This window comes from Brevundimonas sp. AVps7, from assembly GCF_058681545.1.
Genome location: NZ_CM178742.1, coordinates 757,005 through 771,739 on the forward strand (window position 1 = coordinate 757,005; position 14,735 = coordinate 771,739).

15 protein-coding genes are annotated in these 14,735 nt (G+C 67.5%); 14 read left to right on the top strand and 1 reads right to left on the bottom strand.

The features are described from left to right. The first annotated feature begins 2 nt into the window (after positions 1-2). The 10 genes from ACW17Y_RS03795 (at position 3) to flhA (ending at position 10,411) form a co-directional block, all read left to right on the top strand. Positions 3-323, top strand: a complete 321-nt coding sequence (locus tag ACW17Y_RS03795) for a DUF3253 domain-containing protein (protein ID WP_492037457.1) — start codon at positions 3-5, stop codon at positions 321-323. Continuing rightward, a complete protein-coding gene (locus ACW17Y_RS03800; protein WP_492037458.1) occupies positions 307-903 on the top strand; it encodes a uracil-DNA glycosylase family protein in 597 nt (198 codons plus the stop codon). Before ACW17Y_RS03795 ends, ACW17Y_RS03800 begins: the two co-directional genes overlap by 17 nt. Continuing rightward, positions 900-1,889 carry an alpha/beta fold hydrolase gene (locus ACW17Y_RS03805; RefSeq protein ID WP_492037459.1) on the top strand — a complete coding sequence of 330 codons (990 nt, stop codon included), beginning with the start codon at positions 900-902 and terminating at the stop codon, positions 1,887-1,889. The genes ACW17Y_RS03800 and ACW17Y_RS03805 overlap by 4 nt, the downstream gene beginning before the upstream one ends. 426 nt (positions 1,890-2,315) lie before the next feature. Then, positions 2,316-3,950 (top strand): flagellar basal-body MS-ring/collar protein FliF, encoded by a 1,635-nt coding sequence (gene fliF, locus ACW17Y_RS03810; RefSeq protein WP_492037460.1) that lies wholly within the window; start codon positions 2,316-2,318, stop codon positions 3,948-3,950. Further along, complete coding sequence (gene fliG, locus ACW17Y_RS03815; RefSeq protein ID WP_492037461.1) at positions 3,950-4,987, top strand: flagellar motor switch protein FliG; 1,038 nt, start codon at positions 3,950-3,952, stop codon at positions 4,985-4,987. Before fliF ends, fliG begins: the two co-directional genes overlap by 1 nt. A gap of 1 nt (position 4,988) precedes the next feature. Further along, complete coding sequence (locus ACW17Y_RS03820; RefSeq protein WP_492037462.1) at positions 4,989-5,651, top strand: FliH/SctL family protein; 663 nt, start codon at positions 4,989-4,991, stop codon at positions 5,649-5,651. Next, a complete protein-coding gene (gene fliN / locus ACW17Y_RS03825) occupies positions 5,648-5,980 on the top strand; it encodes a flagellar motor switch protein FliN (RefSeq protein ID WP_492038235.1) in 333 nt (110 codons plus the stop codon). The genes ACW17Y_RS03820 and fliN overlap by 4 nt, the downstream gene beginning before the upstream one ends. Positions 5,981-6,018: 38 nt before the next feature. Further along, entirely contained in the window at positions 6,019-7,413 is a 1,395-nt protein-coding gene (flbD, locus tag ACW17Y_RS03830) for a sigma-54-dependent transcriptional regulator FlbD (protein WP_492037463.1), read from the top strand. After that, positions 7,410-8,297: a class A beta-lactamase gene (gene bla, locus ACW17Y_RS03835; protein ID WP_492037464.1), complete on the top strand. Its 888-nt coding sequence runs from the start codon at positions 7,410-7,412 to the stop codon at positions 8,295-8,297. Before flbD ends, bla begins: the two co-directional genes overlap by 4 nt. Before the next feature lie 14 nt (positions 8,298-8,311). Continuing rightward, on the top strand, positions 8,312-10,411 hold the full coding sequence (flhA, locus tag ACW17Y_RS03840) for a flagellar biosynthesis protein FlhA (protein WP_492038236.1): 2,100 nt from the start codon (positions 8,312-8,314) through the stop codon (positions 10,409-10,411). Here flhA and ACW17Y_RS03845 read toward each other — a convergent pair. Next, a complete protein-coding gene (locus tag ACW17Y_RS03845) occupies positions 10,408-11,124 on the bottom strand; it encodes a hypothetical protein (protein WP_492037465.1) in 717 nt (238 codons plus the stop codon). The two genes, flhA and ACW17Y_RS03845, sit on opposite strands and share 4 nt — an antisense overlap. Positions 11,125-11,239: 115 nt before the next feature. Between ACW17Y_RS03845 and ACW17Y_RS03850 the strand changes: the two genes are divergently transcribed. Genes ACW17Y_RS03850 through ACW17Y_RS03865 form a run of 4 tightly spaced genes read left to right on the top strand, consistent with a single transcriptional unit; the run spans position 11,240 to position 14,671 of the window. Then, on the top strand, positions 11,240-12,772 hold the full coding sequence (locus ACW17Y_RS03850) for a sensor histidine kinase (RefSeq protein WP_492037466.1): 1,533 nt from the start codon (positions 11,240-11,242) through the stop codon (positions 12,770-12,772). A 20-nt stretch (positions 12,773-12,792) separates the two neighbouring features. Next, the gene (locus tag ACW17Y_RS03855; protein WP_309630109.1) at positions 12,793-13,194 is read left to right on the top strand and encodes a response regulator; all 402 of its coding nucleotides are present in this window, start codon (positions 12,793-12,795) and stop codon (positions 13,192-13,194) included. Beyond that, the gene (locus ACW17Y_RS03860; protein WP_492037467.1) at positions 13,191-14,231 is read left to right on the top strand and encodes a sensor histidine kinase; all 1,041 of its coding nucleotides are present in this window, start codon (positions 13,191-13,193) and stop codon (positions 14,229-14,231) included. Before ACW17Y_RS03855 ends, ACW17Y_RS03860 begins: the two co-directional genes overlap by 4 nt. Further along, entirely contained in the window at positions 14,228-14,671 is a 444-nt protein-coding gene (locus ACW17Y_RS03865; RefSeq protein ID WP_492037468.1) for an NUDIX domain-containing protein, read from the top strand. The genes ACW17Y_RS03860 and ACW17Y_RS03865 overlap by 4 nt, the downstream gene beginning before the upstream one ends. The last annotated feature ends 64 nt before the right edge of the window (positions 14,672-14,735 follow it).

Consider the following 14,735-nt stretch of genomic DNA (forward strand, 5'->3'; position numbering starts at 1 on the left):
CCATGAGCGATCCAATCGAAGCGGCAATTTTCGAAACCCTGGCGAAAGCCGACCCCAAGGGCGTCGGCGGCAAGTCTGTCGAGCCGGCGGATGTGGCTAAACACATCCAGACCGACCAGTGGCAGCGCGTGCTGCCCAAGGTCCGGGCCACGGCGCTGGGCCTGATGCGCCAGGGCAAACTGACGATCACCAAGAAGGGCAAGGTCGTCGATCCGACCAACTTCCGGGGCGTGACCCGCCTGCGCCTGCCGACCGAGGCGGAGACCGCCGCGGCGCTCGCCGCCCTGCCGCCCCAGCCCGAGGTCGATGACGACTTCGCCTGACCTCGAAGACGTCCTTTCGGACATCCGCGCCTGCCGGGCCTGTCTCGGCGAACTGCCGCATGAACCGCGCCCGGTGGTCCGGGTCTTTCCCGAGACCCGTCTGCTGATCTGCGGCCAGGCGCCGGGACGCCGGGTGCATGAGAGCGGGATGCCGTTCACCGATCCGTCCGGCGACCGCCTGCGCGACTGGATGGGCCTCGATTTCGAGACCTTCTACGCCGATCACCGCATCGGGGTGGCGGCCCAGGCCTTCTGCTACCCGGGCACCGCTGCCAAGGGCGGCGACTACCCTCCGCCGAAGCGGTGCGCGACCCTGTGGCGCCCCCGGCTGCTGGAGGCCCTTCCGAAGATGGAGCTGACCCTGCTGGTCGGCGGCTACTCCCAGACGTGGGCCTTGGGCGACCGTGCGATGTCCAACATGACCGACACGGTCCGGGCGTGGCGGGACTATGCGCCAGCCATCCTGCCGATGCCCCATCCCTCGTGGCGGAACACGGCCTGGCTCCGGCGCAATCCGTGGTTCGAGGATGAGGTCGTGCCCTATCTTCGCCAGAGGGTTCGCAGCATCCTGTCCTCATGATCCGCGCCCTGATCCTGTCCGTGATGCTGCTCGGCCTCGCCGCCTGCGCCACCCCCTATGTCCAGCCGCCGCTGACCCCGCCCGCCGGGTTCGCCGGTCCCCGGATCGAAGCCGGCGCCTTCGTCGTCGATGACGGAGGGCGGCTGCCCTATCTGCGCTGGGGGCCGGCCGAACCCGAGGCCATCGTCATCGGCCTGCACGGGATGAACGACCATGCCGCCGGCTTCCGACTGGCCGGGCCGTACTGGGCCGAGCATGGGATCGCCACCTACGCCTATGATCAGCGCGGCTTCGGAGACTCTCCGGGGCGAGGGGTGTGGGCCGGGGAGGTCCGTATGGCCGAGGACCTGCGCACCGTCGTCGCGCTGGTGCGCGCCCGCTATCCAAACGCCCGCATCGCCGTGGCGGGGGAAAGCATGGGCGGGGCCGTGGCCATCTCCGCCTTCGCCTCGGACCGGCCGCCGGTCGCGGACCAGTTGATCCTCCTGGCCCCCGCAGTCTGGGGCTGGTCCAGCCAGGCCCTGCCGAACCGCGCCAGCCTGTGGGCGGCGGCCCGGCTGATGGGGTCGCGCTCGATCACGCCGCCCGAATGGGCCCTCCGCCGGTATCTGGCGACCGACAATTTGATGGAACTGACCGCCAACGGAAACGACCCGGGCTTTATCCGCTCGACCCGGTTCGATTCCCTTTATGGCCTTGTCGATCTGATGGAGAGCGCGACGATCAAGCTGGGGCAGGTGAGGGGACCGACCATCCTGATGTACGGCGCCCATGACGAGGTCATCGAGAGAGGCCCCATGCGCCGCGCCCTGATCCGCGCCGGCGAGCCGCCGAACCTGCGCACCGCCTGGTATCCTGACGGCTGGCACCTGCTGAACCGGGACTGGCAGGCCGAGGTCGTGTACCGCGACGTCGAGGCGATCCTGCGCGATCCGGATGCGCCCCTACCGTCGGGGGCGGGGTCGGTCGTGGAGGCGCTGCGCTGAGACCATGCTTGTGGCGCTGCCACGCGAGGCGCGGCCTCTCGCTGCTTGAGCGCTTCGTCCGTCCGTCCGGACGAAAAAACATCCTGACGAAACGGACGAAACGGACGAAACGCTCGCTGTTCGCACTCTCCGCGAACCGTGGGCAGCAGTATACGCCCGCCGGATAGCAAGGCGCATTCGGGGGTCGAAACGGGCGTCAAATCCAGGCGCAGTCGTATTTCGGGGCGCCGCACAGATTTTTATCTTCGACATCACGCGCGTCCGACGTCACCGCATGCATGGGGGGCCAAGGGTGCGGAAGATTGGCCGTTAACCCCGAAAATCGGCGAGCTAACCTCGACACTTAAACCGCCGTTAACCACGCGGGCGGCAGTTTCTGCCTAGCGGGGCAGTCGACGACCCCGCATCAGTATTCAGGCGGGACGCGTGGGCGGCTTCACGGCGGCATTGCAGAGATTTGGGATCGGGCGGCTCGCCATGATCCTCGGCGTCGGGGCCGGCGTCGCCGCCATCCTCGTGGCCGTGATGATGCGCGTGGGCCAGGCGCCCGACGCTCTGCTGTATTCCAATCTCGACCTGCGCGAAGCCGGCGAGATCACCGCCTCGCTGGAGCAGGCGGGCATCAAATATTCCACGCGCGGCGACGGCTCGACCATCATGGTCAACCGCGACGACGTCGGCACGGCGCGGCTGATGCTGGCCGGCAAGGGGCTCGTGAGCTCCGGCTCGGTCGGTTACGAGCTGTTCGACAACCAGTCGGTGCTGGGCCAGACCGAGTTCCAGCAGCAGATCTCGGAACAGCGCGCCCTCCAGGGCGAACTGTCCCGCACCATCATGTCGATGCGCGGCATTTCTTCCGCCCGCGTGCAGATCGCCCTGCCGCGCCGTGAACTGTTCGCCCAGGACGCCGCCGAACCGACCGCCGCCGTCGTCGTGGGTCTGGGCGGTCGCGCTCTGAGCGCCGATCAGGTCCGCGCCATCCGCAACGTCGTCGCCTCGTCGGTGCCGAACCTGAAGCCGGGCAAGGTGACCGTCGTCGACGAGACCAACCAGACCCTGGCCGCCGCTGACGACGAGGAGGGCTTCTCATCCGCCACCGCCGAGGCCGCCAAGACCAATACCGAGGCCCAGCTTCAGGCCCGCATCAAGGATCTGGTCGAGGGCGTCGTTGGTCCGGGCGCTGCGCGGGTTCAGGTCACCGCCGACATCGACATGACCCGCTCCACCACCCAGGAGCAGAAATACGATCCCGACGGTCAGGTCGTGCGCTCGACGTCGACCAACGGTTCCCAGTCCCAGGATACCGAAGGCACGCCCGACGGCGGCGCCACGGCGACGAACAACATTCCCGGCGGCGAAGCTCCGGCGAACACCCCGGCCGGCTCGACCGAGACGGTCAACGGTGAGACGACCAACTACGAAATCTCCAACACGACCACGACCACGACCAAGGAGCCGGGCGAGGTTCGCAAGCTGTCGGTCGCGGTGGCCGTGGACGGGAAGCTGACCCCGGCCGCCGAGCCAGGCGGGGAGCCGACCTACGCCGCCCGCACCCCCGAAGAGATCACCCAGATCGAGGATCTGGTGAAGGCGGCCATGGGCTTTGACCAGACACGCGGCGACCAGGTGAGGGTGACCAACGTCCGCTTCAACCGCGACGCCCTGGTCTCGGCCGGCGGCACGGACGGCGGCTCGCCCCTGTTCAACTTCACCAAGAACGACATCATGCGGGGCGTCGAGCTGCTGGTGCTGCTGATCACCGGCCTGTTGCTGATCTTCTTCGTCCTGCGCCCCCTGCTGAAGTCGGCGAGCGGTCCCAGCGGCGTTCCCGCCCTGGCCGGCGCGGGCGGCGGCCAGATCGGCGTCACCTCGCTGCAGACCAGCGTCGTCGGCGGCGCGGCCGGTCAGCTGACCGGCCCGTCCGACATGGACCAGCGGCTCGACATCGCCCGTATCGAGGGTCAGGTGAAGGCGTCGTCGGTCAAGAAGGTCGCGGACTTCGTCGAGAAGCACCCGGATGAGTCGACCTCCATCCTGCGCAGCTGGGTCCACGAAGGCTGATGGCCGCCCGGATGGCCAGCAAGAAAGCGTCAGTCGACGACGCCAAGAAACTGACCGGTCCGGAGAAGGCGGCGGTCATCCTGCTGTCGCTCGGCGAGGAGCACACCCGCCTGTGGCAGGGGCTGGATGACGACGAGGTCAAGGAAATCTCCCAGGCCATGGCCAGTCTGGGCACCGTCAGTGCGGCGGTCGTCGAGGAACTGCTGATCGAATTCGTATCCGGCATGTCCGGCTCCGGCTCGATCCTGGGCAGCTTCGAACAGACCCAGCGCCTGCTGGCCTCCTTCATGCCCGCCGACCGCGTCGAAGGGCTGATGGAGGAAATCCGCGGTCCCGCCGGCCGGACCATGTGGGACAAGCTCGGCAATGTGAACGAGGCCGTCCTCGCCAACTATCTGAAGAACGAATACCCCCAGACGGTCGCCGTGATCCTGTCCAAGGTGAAGCCCGACCACGCCGCCCGCGTGCTGACCTCCCTGCCCGAGGACTTCGCCCTGGAATGCGTCCAGCGGATGCTGCGCATGGAGCCGGTGCAGCGCGAGATCCTCGACAAGATCGAACAGACGTTGCGCACCGAGTTCATGTCGAACCTGGCCCGGACCTCGAAGCGCGACAGCCACGAGGCGATGGCGGACATCTTCAACTCGTTCGACCGCCAGACCGAGGCCCGGTTCATCGGCGCCCTGGAAGAGCGAAACCGCGAAAGCGCCGAACGCATCCGCGCCCTGATGTTCGTCTTCGAGGACCTGAACAAGCTGGACCCCGGCGGGGTGCAGACCCTGTTGCGGTCGGTCGAGAAGGACTCCCTGGGTCTGGCCCTCAAGGGCGCGTCCGAGACCCTGCGCGAGATGTTCTTCACCAACATGAGCGAGCGCGCGTCCAAGATCATGCGCGAGGACATGGAGTCGATGGGCCCGGTCCGTCTGAAGGACGTCGACACCGCCCAGATGGCGATGGTCCAGGTCGCCAAGGATCTGGCGGCGCGCGGCGAAATCATGCTGGCCGGGGCCTCCGGCGACGACGAGCTGATCTACTGACATGACCGATCACGCTCCCATCAACAGCCGGCCCTTCTCCTTCGACACCGAGTTCGACGGTCAGGGTTCGGTCGTGCGCGCTTCCGATTTCCGCCCGACCAAGCGCGCCTACATGCCGTCCGAGGTCGAGGCCCTGGTCGCCCAGGCGCGGTTCGAGGCGCGCGAGGCGGCGCTGGCCGAGGCCTCCAGCATCGAGGCCATGGGCGTCGCGGCGATCGGACAGGCGTTGGGCCAGGCCATTCCGGCCCTGACCCACGTCGCCCACACCCACCGTGAACAGTCGGCGGCCCTCGCCCTGGCCGCCGCCCGCGTCATCGCCGCAGCCGCCCTGGAGCGTCTGCCGATCGGCCCGCTGCAGTCGGCGCTGGAGACTTTGGGGCAGGAGATCGACGGGTCGCCCCGGCTGGTCATCCGCGCCTCGGGTCTGGAGCCCGGCGTACAGGCGAAGATTCAGGCTGTCTGCGTCGACGCCGGCTTCACCGGGGTGGTCGCCTTCCGTGAAGACCTGTCCCTGCCGCTGGCCGCCTTCCAGCTGGAATGGGCCGACGGCCGCGCCGACTTCGATCCAGCGGCTACTGCCGAGCGGATCGCCACCGCCCTGACCTCCGCCCTGGCTTCCGAAGCCGGGCACGCCGAATCCCTCATCAACGGAAGTGACCTCTGATGGCCGACGACCTCGCCCTGGAAGAGTTCCCGGACTCCACAGCCCTCGCCACGATTGAAGATCTTGGGGACAAGTCCGCCGCCGACCTGTCGACGGTGTTCGACGTGCCGGTCAACATCTCCGCCGTCCTGGGCAAGGCCCATATGACGGTGGCCCAGCTGCTGAAGCTTAATCGCGGGAGCGTGCTCGAGCTGGACCGCAAGGTCGGAGAGGCCATCGACATCTTCGTCAACAACCGTCTGGTCGCCCGCGGGGAGGTCGTCGTCGTCGAGGATCGCCTGGGCGTGACCATGACGGAAATCATCAAGACAGAGGATTCGGCCGCCTAGGGCGCGCCGGTTCCGGTACGGATTAAGGGAGAAGACCCATGCGGCTTCTGGTAGTCGGACGGCTTTCGGGCCAGCTCGCGGCGGCGGTGAAGATGGCCATGGCGCACGGCGCCAAGGTGAGCCACGTCGAACGCACGGATCAGGCGACGGAACAGCTCCGGCGCGGGCAGGGGGCCGACCTGCTGATGGTCGACTACAACCTCGACATCGGAGCCCTGATCGCCGCCAACGACGCCGAGCGGATCTTCGTGCCGGTCGTGGCCTGCGGCGTCGATAACGATGCTGAAAAAGCCGCCGCCGCCATCCGCGCCGGCGCCAAGGAGTTCATCCCGCTTCCGCCCGACGCCGACCTGATCGCCGCCGTCCTGGCCGCCGTCGCCGATGACGAGCGCCCGCTGATCTCGGCCGACCCGTCGATGCAGGCCGTGATCAAACTGGCCGACCAGGTGGCGCGCTCGGAAGCCTCGATCCTGATCACCGGCGAAAGCGGCGTCGGTAAAGAGGTGATGGCGCGCTATCTGCACCAGCATTCCAAGCGCGCAGAGCGTCCGTTCATCAGCGTCAACTGCGCCGCCATTCCCGACAACCTGCTGGAGTCCGAACTGTTCGGGCACGAGAAGGGGGCCTTCACCGGCGCCGTGGCTCGCCGCATCGGCAAGTTCGAGGAGGCCGACGGCGGCACCCTGCTGCTCGACGAAATCAGTGAGATGGACGCCCGGCTTCAGGCCAAGCTGCTGCGCGCGATCCAGGAGCGGGTCATCGACCGCGTCGGCGGCACCAAGCCGGTCCCGGTCAATATCCGCATCATCGCCACCTCCAACCGCGATCTGGCCAAGGCCGTGGCCGAGGGCGTGTTCCGCGAGGACCTGCTCTACCGCCTCAACGTCGTGAACCTGCGGCTGCCCTCCCTTCGCGAACGTCCGGGCGACGTGGCCGTGCTGGCCGATCACTTCGTCAAGAAATACGCCGCCGCCAACGGCGTGCCGGTGCGGCCTCTGTCCCAGGACGCCCGCCGGGCGCTGGCCGCCCACCGCTGGCCCGGCAATGTGCGGGAGCTGGAGAACGCCATGCACCGGGCGGTCCTGCTGGCCGTGGGCGCCGAGATCGACGCCGAGGCCATCCGCCTGCCGGACGGCCAGCCGCTGACGGGAGCGATCGCCGGTTCGGACACGGGCCCCGCCGCCCGGGCCGCCCAGACCGCCGACGCAGTCTCCCGCGCCTATGTCGGCCAGACCGTCGCCCAGATGGAAAAGACCCTGATCCTGGACACCTTGAGCCACTGCCTGGGCAACCGGACGCATGCGGCCAACATCCTGGGCATCTCGATCCGGACCCTGCGCAACAAGCTCAACGAATACGCCGACGAAGGCACCCAGATCATGGCGCCCCAGACGGGCATCGCCACGACCGCCTACGGCGCGAACGCGGCGTGACCGATCGCCGGACGGTCCTGACGGGTCTCGGCGCGCTCGGCCTGATCGGTTGCGCGCCGGAGGGCGAGGCTGCGGCTCCGGTCGCTCCCCCCGCGCCGGAAGCCCTTGACCTGTCCGCCCTTGAACAGGCGCACGGCGGCCGCTTCGGTCTGTTCGCCCACGACCTCGGCACGGGTCGCCAACTGACGGCGCGCGGCGACGAGCGCTTCGTCTATTGCTCGACCTTCAAGATGTATCTGGCCGCCGCGACCCTGCTGCGCGTCCAGGCCGGTGAGGAACGGCTCGACCGCGCCATCCCGATCACCCGCGCCGACATGATCAACCACGCCCCTGTGACCGGGCCTGCCGTCGGCTCCAGCCTGACCGTCGAACAGTTGATGAAGGGGACGGTCGAGGTCTCCGACAATCCGGCCGCCAACCTGCTGCTGAAGGCGCTGGGCGGGATCGCGCCAATGCAGGCCTTCTATCGCGGCATCGGCGATGTCTCGACGCGCGCCGACCGCTTCGAGCCCGAGATGAACCGCCTCGACGGCGACAAGGACACGATCACCCCGGCGCAATCGGCCGCCAACATCCACCGCCTGTTCATCGACCCGGCCTCGCCCCTGTCGCAGGACTCGAAGACGATGCTGCTTGGCTGGATGTTCGCCGCGCCCACCGGCGCCGACCGCATCAAGGCTGGGGTTCCGGCCGGCTGGCGGGTGGCGCACAAGACCGGCACAGGCGGCTACGGCCCGACCAACGACATCGGCATCCTGTACCCAGCCTCGGGCGCGCCGATCATTGTCGCCGCCTACTATCACGCCGCCTCGGACCGTCCCGAAAATGAAGGCGTCATCGCCGAGGCGACGCGTCTGGCCCTGAGCGCCCTCGGACGCGCATGACCGACACGCCCGTGATGATGAAGGACGGCATGGCCCGTCCGACCGGCGGCGATATTCGCGGCTGGCTGATGCGCGGCGAGGTCGGCATGGCCGTCGGCGTGATCGGCGTCATCCTGCTGCTGATCCTGCCCGTTCCCAAGTTCCTGCTGGACCTGCTGCTGGCCATCAGCCTCGTCTCGTCGGTGCTGATCCTGATGACGGCGCTGATGATGAAGCGGCCGCTGGACTTCGCCATCTTCCCGACGGTGCTGCTGATCTCGACCCTGTTCCGTCTGGGCCTGAACCTGGCCTCGACGCGTCTGGTCCTGACCCACGGCCACGAGGGCCACGACGCGGCCGGCCAGGTCATCAACGCCTTCGGCGCCCTGATGATGGGCGGGGACTTCATCATCGGCATCATCATCTTCGCCATCATTCTGGTGGTGAACTTCGTGGTCATCACCAAGGGTTCGACCCGGATCGCGGAGGTCTCGGCCCGCTTCACCCTGGACTCCATGCCGGGCAAGCAGATGGCCATCGACGCCGACCTGTCGTCCGGCCTGATCACCGAGGACCAGGCCAAGCTGCGCCGCAAGGAACTGGAACAGGAATCGACCTTCTTCGGCGCCATGGACGGCGCGTCCAAGTTTGTGCGCGGCGACGCCGTCGCCGGCCTGATCATCGTCGCCATCAACGCGATCGGCGGCATCCTGATCGGCACGATCCAGCATAGTCTGCCGATCGGCGAGGCGGCCAACACCTATATCCAGCTGACCATCGGCGACGGTCTGGTCACCCAGGTCCCGGCCATCATCATCTCGATCGCCGCCGGCTTCCTGGTGTCCAAGGCCGGCGTCGAGGGCTCGGCCGACAAGGCCCTGGTCGCTCAACTGGCCACCAACCCCGTCAGCCTCGGCATGGTCGCCGCAGCATCGGCCCTGCTGGCCCTGATCCCCGGCATGCCGATCCTGCCCTTCGCCGGTCTGGCCATCGGCTGCGGCTACATGGCCTGGCACCATGGGCGCGCGAAGCTGAAGCCCCAGCCGACCGAGGCCGAGCTGGCTGCCGCCGCAAACGCGGGCAAGCCAAAGGGCGATGCGGAAGAGCCGATCGGTACGGCCCTGACCATCGACGAGGTCAAGATCGAGCTCGGCTATTCCCTGCTGACCCTGATCAATGATCTGGAGGGACGTCGCCTCACGGATCAGGTCCGCGCCCTGCGACGCGCGATGGCGCAGGAGTTCGGCTTCGTCATGCCGTCGGTGCGCATCCTCGACAACATGCGCCTGCCGACCCAGGGCTACGCCATCCGCATCAAGGAGATGGAGGCCGGCGCCGGCGAGGTCCGTCTCGGTTCGCTGATGGCCATGGACCCGGCCGGCCGTCAGGTCGAACTGCCCGGCGAACACACCAAGGAACCCGCCTTCGGTCTGCCCGCCACCTGGATCGATGAGAGCCTGCGCGAAGAGGCGACGTTCCGCGGCTACACCATCGTCGATCCGTCGACGGTTCTGACCACCCACCTGACCGAGATTCTCAAGGAGAATATGGCGGACCTGCTCACCTACGCCGAGGTGCAGAAGCTGCTGAAGGAACTGGGTCCGGAAGAGAAGAAGCTGGTCGACGAACTGGTGCCTTCGGTCGTCACCGTCACGACGCTGCAGCGGGTGCTTCAGGCCCTGCTGCGCGAGAAGGTCTCGATCCGCGATCTGGGCGCCATCCTCGAGGGCCTGGCCGAGGCCGCGCCGCATTCCTCGTCGGTCACCACCCTGGTCGAGCACGTCCGCACCCGTCTGGCGCGTCAGCTCTGCTGGCAGCACAAGGCCGAGGACGGCGCCCTGCCGATTATCACCCTGTCGCCCGACTGGGAGGCCGCCTTCGCCGAGGCGCTCGTGGGGCAGGGCGAGGACAAGCAACTGGCCATGGCGCCGTCACGCCTGCAGGACTTCATCCGCAACGTCCGCGACGTCTTCGAACGCGCCGCCATGTCGGGCGAGAGCGCGGTCCTGCTGACCGGCCCGCAGATCCGCCCCTACGTCCGCTCGATCATCGAGCGTTTCCGCGGCCAGACCGTGGTGATGAGCCAGAACGAGGTCCACCCCAAGGCGCGCCTCCGGACCCTCGGCTCGGTCTAGTCGACCCTGACAAATCCGCCCGCCGACGCCGCACGGGCCGCTTCGTTGGTCGGCCGTGCGATCAGTCCGGACTGGGTGATCCAGACCTCATAGGTCGCGCCGTTGGCCATCGGCATATAGGCCGCCGAGCCATACAGGGTGTCCACGGCATCAACGTAGCGGCGATACCGCCGCGCCACGTCCCAGACGCTCAGGTTCCACGGTACATAGGCCAGCGGGCCGGTCTTGACGTCGCCGCCGGACAGGGCGTGGACGCTGCGGGCGCCCGTCCGTTCCTGTTCGATGTTCTGGTAGCGGCCCGAAAGGCGATCCAGCCGGTACTGTGAATCCAGCCCGACGACATTGGCCCATGGCTTCCACTTCAGGACCTGGGCCTCCATCCGCCACTCGTCGCCGTTGACGGGATAGACGGCTGTGCGCGCCGGCAGTTCGCCCTGGGCCGGCTGGGCCACGACGACCTCGAAATACTGGGGCGCCAACTGGCGGATCGACAGGCTCGCCACCGGCCGCTCATAGGTCAGGCGCGAATAGGTCTGAACGTTCTGGCCCAGCAACGCCGCGCCTAGGGCTGCCGCGACCAGGGCGGCGCCTCCAGCCGTGCCGAAGAGACCGCCGAAGAACTTTCCCCGGAACAGTGAAGCCAGTCCGGCGAACAGAATCAGGACACCGATGATGGCCAGGGCCGTCGGTGCGATCCACCACCACCAGAACATGATACCCACTCCCGAAACGGCACAGCTTGTTAACGCAACACTGTGGCCCTGCACAGCTTGCGCGGCGAATGACTTCACTGGACACGCGAATGTGCGACGCTAAAGCTTGCACGGCATGTCGTCGATCTTTCCCCAAGCCCTTTCACAGTTCGGCCGGTTCCTGCGTGAAGGAACCCTCGGTAGGTCGATCTTCCTGCTTCTGGCCGGCGCGATCGCCCTGCTGCTGCTGGTCAACATCTCGACCTTCGTCCTGATCCAGCGCACGGCGGCCTTCAACGAGCAGGTGGACGCGACCTGGCAACTGCGTCGCGCCGCCCGGGGCGTCCTTTTGAATATGAAGGACGCCGAGACTGCCCAGCGCGGCTACATGCTGACGGGCCAGACCAGCTTCCTGCTGACCTACGGCCAGAGCGTCGAGGCCGCGCCGCAGATGCTCGACCGACTGACCGAGCTCGCCGGCGATGACGAGGTCGGTCAGGCTTCCGTTGAGGCCCTCACGCGGTTGTCGCGCGACAAAATCCTGGAGATGTCCAGCATCATCGATCTGTCGCGTCGCGGACAGACCGCTCAGGCGCTGGATCAGCTCCGCTCCGGTCGAGGCAAGACCTTGATGGAGCAGATGGACACCGAAATCTCCACCCTCGATTCCCAACTGGGCGCGCGCCTGTCGGCCCAGCAGGCCAGATCCGAGGGCTCGGCCGTCTTCACCATCATCGTCAACGCGATCGCCGGCGCGCTGATCCTCGTTCTCGGTGGCATCGTCGCCATGCTCGTGCGTCGCTACCTGATAGATCTGGCGAGGGCGCGCGCCGATCTGGATCGCGTCAACGCGGGGCTCGAGGACACGATCAAGGCCCGGACCGCCGCCCTGACCCGCGCCAACGAGGAGGTGCAGAGGTTCGCCTATATCGTCAGCCACGACCTGCGTTCGCCGCTGGTCAACGTCATGGGCTACACCGCCGAGCTGGAGCAGGCGGGCAGGACGATCGATCTGCAACTGACCAAGGTCGAGACTGTCGCGCCCGACCTGATCGAGAAGGACGCCATCACCGCAGCCCGCGAAGACATGCCCGAGGCGATCGGCTTCATCCGCGCCTCGACCGAGAAGATGGACCGTCTGATCAACGCCATCCTGAAGCTGTCGCGCGACGGCCGACGCGGGCTCACCCCGGAGACGCTTGACGTCGGCAAGATGGCGAAGGCGGCGGCGGACAGTATCCGCCACCAGCTCGAGGAAACGAACACCGAGTTCGTCGTCGGCGACATGGTCCCCTTCGAAAGCGACCGTCTGTCGATCGAACAGATCATCGGCAACCTGATCGAGAACGCCGTCAAATACAGCGACGCCACGCGCCCGAACAGGATCGAGGTCAGCGGGCGCGATCTGGCGGGCGGCTGGGTCGAGTTCGCCATCGCCGATCAGGGGCGCGGCATCGCGCCCAAGGATCATGAACGCATCTTCGAACTGTTCCGCCGCTCCGGGCGTCAGGACCGGCCCGGAGAGGGGCTGGGACTGGCCTTCGTGCGGAACAGCGTTCGTCGCCTCGGCGGCTCCATCGACGTGGAGTCCGCGCTGGGCGAAGGCTCGACATTCCGCCTGAAATTCCCCAAACGCCTGATCCTCGACGAGGCCGGAGACACCCAGTGAGCGCACCCGTAAAAATCGTGATGGTCGAGGACGACCACGGCCACGCCAAGCTGATCGAGAAGAACATCCGCCGGGCCAACATCTCCAACGAGATCGTCCACTTCGACCACGGCCAGCCGGCGCTGGACTATCTGTTCTCGGAGGAAGTGCGCGCCAATGGGCCCATGCTGATCCTGCTGGATCTGAACCTGCCGGACATGAGCGGGACCGATATCCTGGCCGAGGTAAAGCGGGACGAGCGGCTGAAACGCGCGCCCGTCGTGGTCCTGACCACCACCGACGACAAGACCGAGATCCAGCGTTGCTACGACCTGGGCTGCAACGTCTACATCACCAAGCCGGTCGACTACGAAAGCTTCGCCGGCGCCATCCGCCAGCTGGGCCTGTTCCTGTCTGTCATGCAGGCGCCCGAGATCGAATGACGTCCGAGAAGCCGCCCATCCGGTTGCTCTACATCGACGACGACCGCGGACTGTCGCGGCTCGTGCAGAAGGAACTCGGCCGCCACGGCTATGAGGTCACCCTGGCTGCCGACGGGGACGAGGGCGTGGCGGCCCTGGACGCCCACGACTTCGATATCTGCGCGCTGGATCACTATATGCCCGGCCGCGACGGTCTCGACGTCCTGCCCGACATCCTGCATCGCCCGGCGCCCCCGCCCGTGGTCTATGTGACCGGCGCCCAGGAAGGCCGTATCGCCGTCGCCGCCTTGCGCGCCGGCGCCGCCGACTATGTCATCAAGGACGTCTCGGAGGACTTCACCGCCCTGCTGCGTTCGGCGCTGGAAGACGCCTTGCTGCGCCGTCGTCTGGAGCGCGAGAACGAAGAGGCCCAGGAGATGGTGCGCATGGCGCGCGACCGGGCCGAGGCCATGCTGCGCGAGGTCAATCACCGCGTCGGCAACTCGCTCCAGCTCGTCTCGACCTTCATGTCGCTGCAGCTGCGCCACATGGCCGACGAGGGCGCCCGCGACGCGCTGCGCGAAGCCCAGGCCCGGATCGAGGCCGTCGCCCACGTCCATCGCCGCCTCTACACCTCCGGCGATATGGAGACGGTGGACATGCAGGCCTATCTCGATGGCCTGGTCGGCGAACTGTCCAAGTCGTTGGGCTCCGACGATGCCTCGCCCAACATCACGCTTCAGGCCCATGCCATGCGCGTCTCGACCGACCAGGCCGTGTCGCTGGGCGTGATCGTCACCGAACTGGTCACCAACGCGGTGAAGTACGCCTATGCCGCCGGGGAGGCGGGGGAAATCCGCGTCATCCTCTGCCCCGACGAAGCCGGCCGCGCCATCCTGACGGTCGAGGACGACGGTCCCGGCCTGGGGGACGGCAAGCCCAAGGGCACGGGTCTGGGCGGCAAGATCATCACCGCCATGGCCTCGGGTCTGCGCTCGGCCGTCGAGTTCGACGGCGCGCACAAGGGCGTCCGCGCGCGTCTGGCCTTCGACCTGTGAAGCCCTCGCTTCAGTTCGGCGTGGCGGATTCCGGCGCCGGCTACTTGCATCGGCCCGCGACCTTCGGCCTCGTTTTCCACGACGAAAAGATCGCCTGCGTCCGCGTCACTCGCGACACCCCCTACTACGACCTGCCAGGGGGCGCCGTGGACGGCGACGAGACCGAGGAACAGGCCCTGGTCCGCGAGTTCGTGGAAGAGGCGGGCATGACCGTCCTCCCCATCGAGCGAATCGCCGAGGCCGGCCAGTATTTCCGCAAGTCGGACGGGGCTCCGGTCAACAATGTCGGCGGCTTCTGGATCGCCGAAATGCTGGCGCTCGACCCGTCGCGCAAGGTCGAGGACGACCACGAACTTGTCTGGCTGCATCCCCGCACGGCACTGGCCGAGCTCCGCCACGACGCCCATGCCTGGGCCGTGGCGAAATGGCTGAGACGGTAAGCGTCGCCATACGGAACGGCGCGCCGCTCCGTTCGCTCTTGAAGCCGAAGCGCCGCCACAGGGG

Excerpts from the sequence above, each read along its gene's own strand:
- ACW17Y_RS03795 (WP_492037457.1), top strand. The coding sequence starts at position 3 with ATGAGCGATCCAATCGAAGCGGCAATTTTCGAAACCCTGGCGAAAGCC.
- ACW17Y_RS03800 (WP_492037458.1), top strand. The coding sequence starts at position 307 with ATGACGACTTCGCCTGACCTCGAAGACGTCCTTTCGGACATCCGCGCC.
- ACW17Y_RS03805 (WP_492037459.1), top strand. The coding sequence starts at position 900 with ATGATCCGCGCCCTGATCCTGTCCGTGATGCTGCTCGGCCTCGCCGCC.
- fliG (WP_492037461.1), top strand. The coding sequence starts at position 3,950 with ATGGCCGCCCGGATGGCCAGCAAGAAAGCGTCAGTCGACGACGCCAAG.
- ACW17Y_RS03820 (WP_492037462.1), top strand. The coding sequence starts at position 4,989 with ATGACCGATCACGCTCCCATCAACAGCCGGCCCTTCTCCTTCGACACC.
- flbD (WP_492037463.1), top strand. The coding sequence starts at position 6,019 with ATGCGGCTTCTGGTAGTCGGACGGCTTTCGGGCCAGCTCGCGGCGGCG.
- flhA (WP_492038236.1), top strand. The coding sequence starts at position 8,312 with ATGATGAAGGACGGCATGGCCCGTCCGACCGGCGGCGATATTCGCGGC.
- ACW17Y_RS03845 (WP_492037465.1), bottom strand. The coding sequence starts at position 11,124 with ATGTTCTGGTGGTGGTGGATCGCACCGACGGCCCTGGCCATCATCGGT.
- ACW17Y_RS03850 (WP_492037466.1), top strand. The coding sequence starts at position 11,240 with ATGTCGTCGATCTTTCCCCAAGCCCTTTCACAGTTCGGCCGGTTCCTG.
- ACW17Y_RS03855 (WP_309630109.1), top strand. The coding sequence starts at position 12,793 with ATGGTCGAGGACGACCACGGCCACGCCAAGCTGATCGAGAAGAACATC.
- ACW17Y_RS03860 (WP_492037467.1), top strand. The coding sequence starts at position 13,191 with ATGACGTCCGAGAAGCCGCCCATCCGGTTGCTCTACATCGACGACGAC.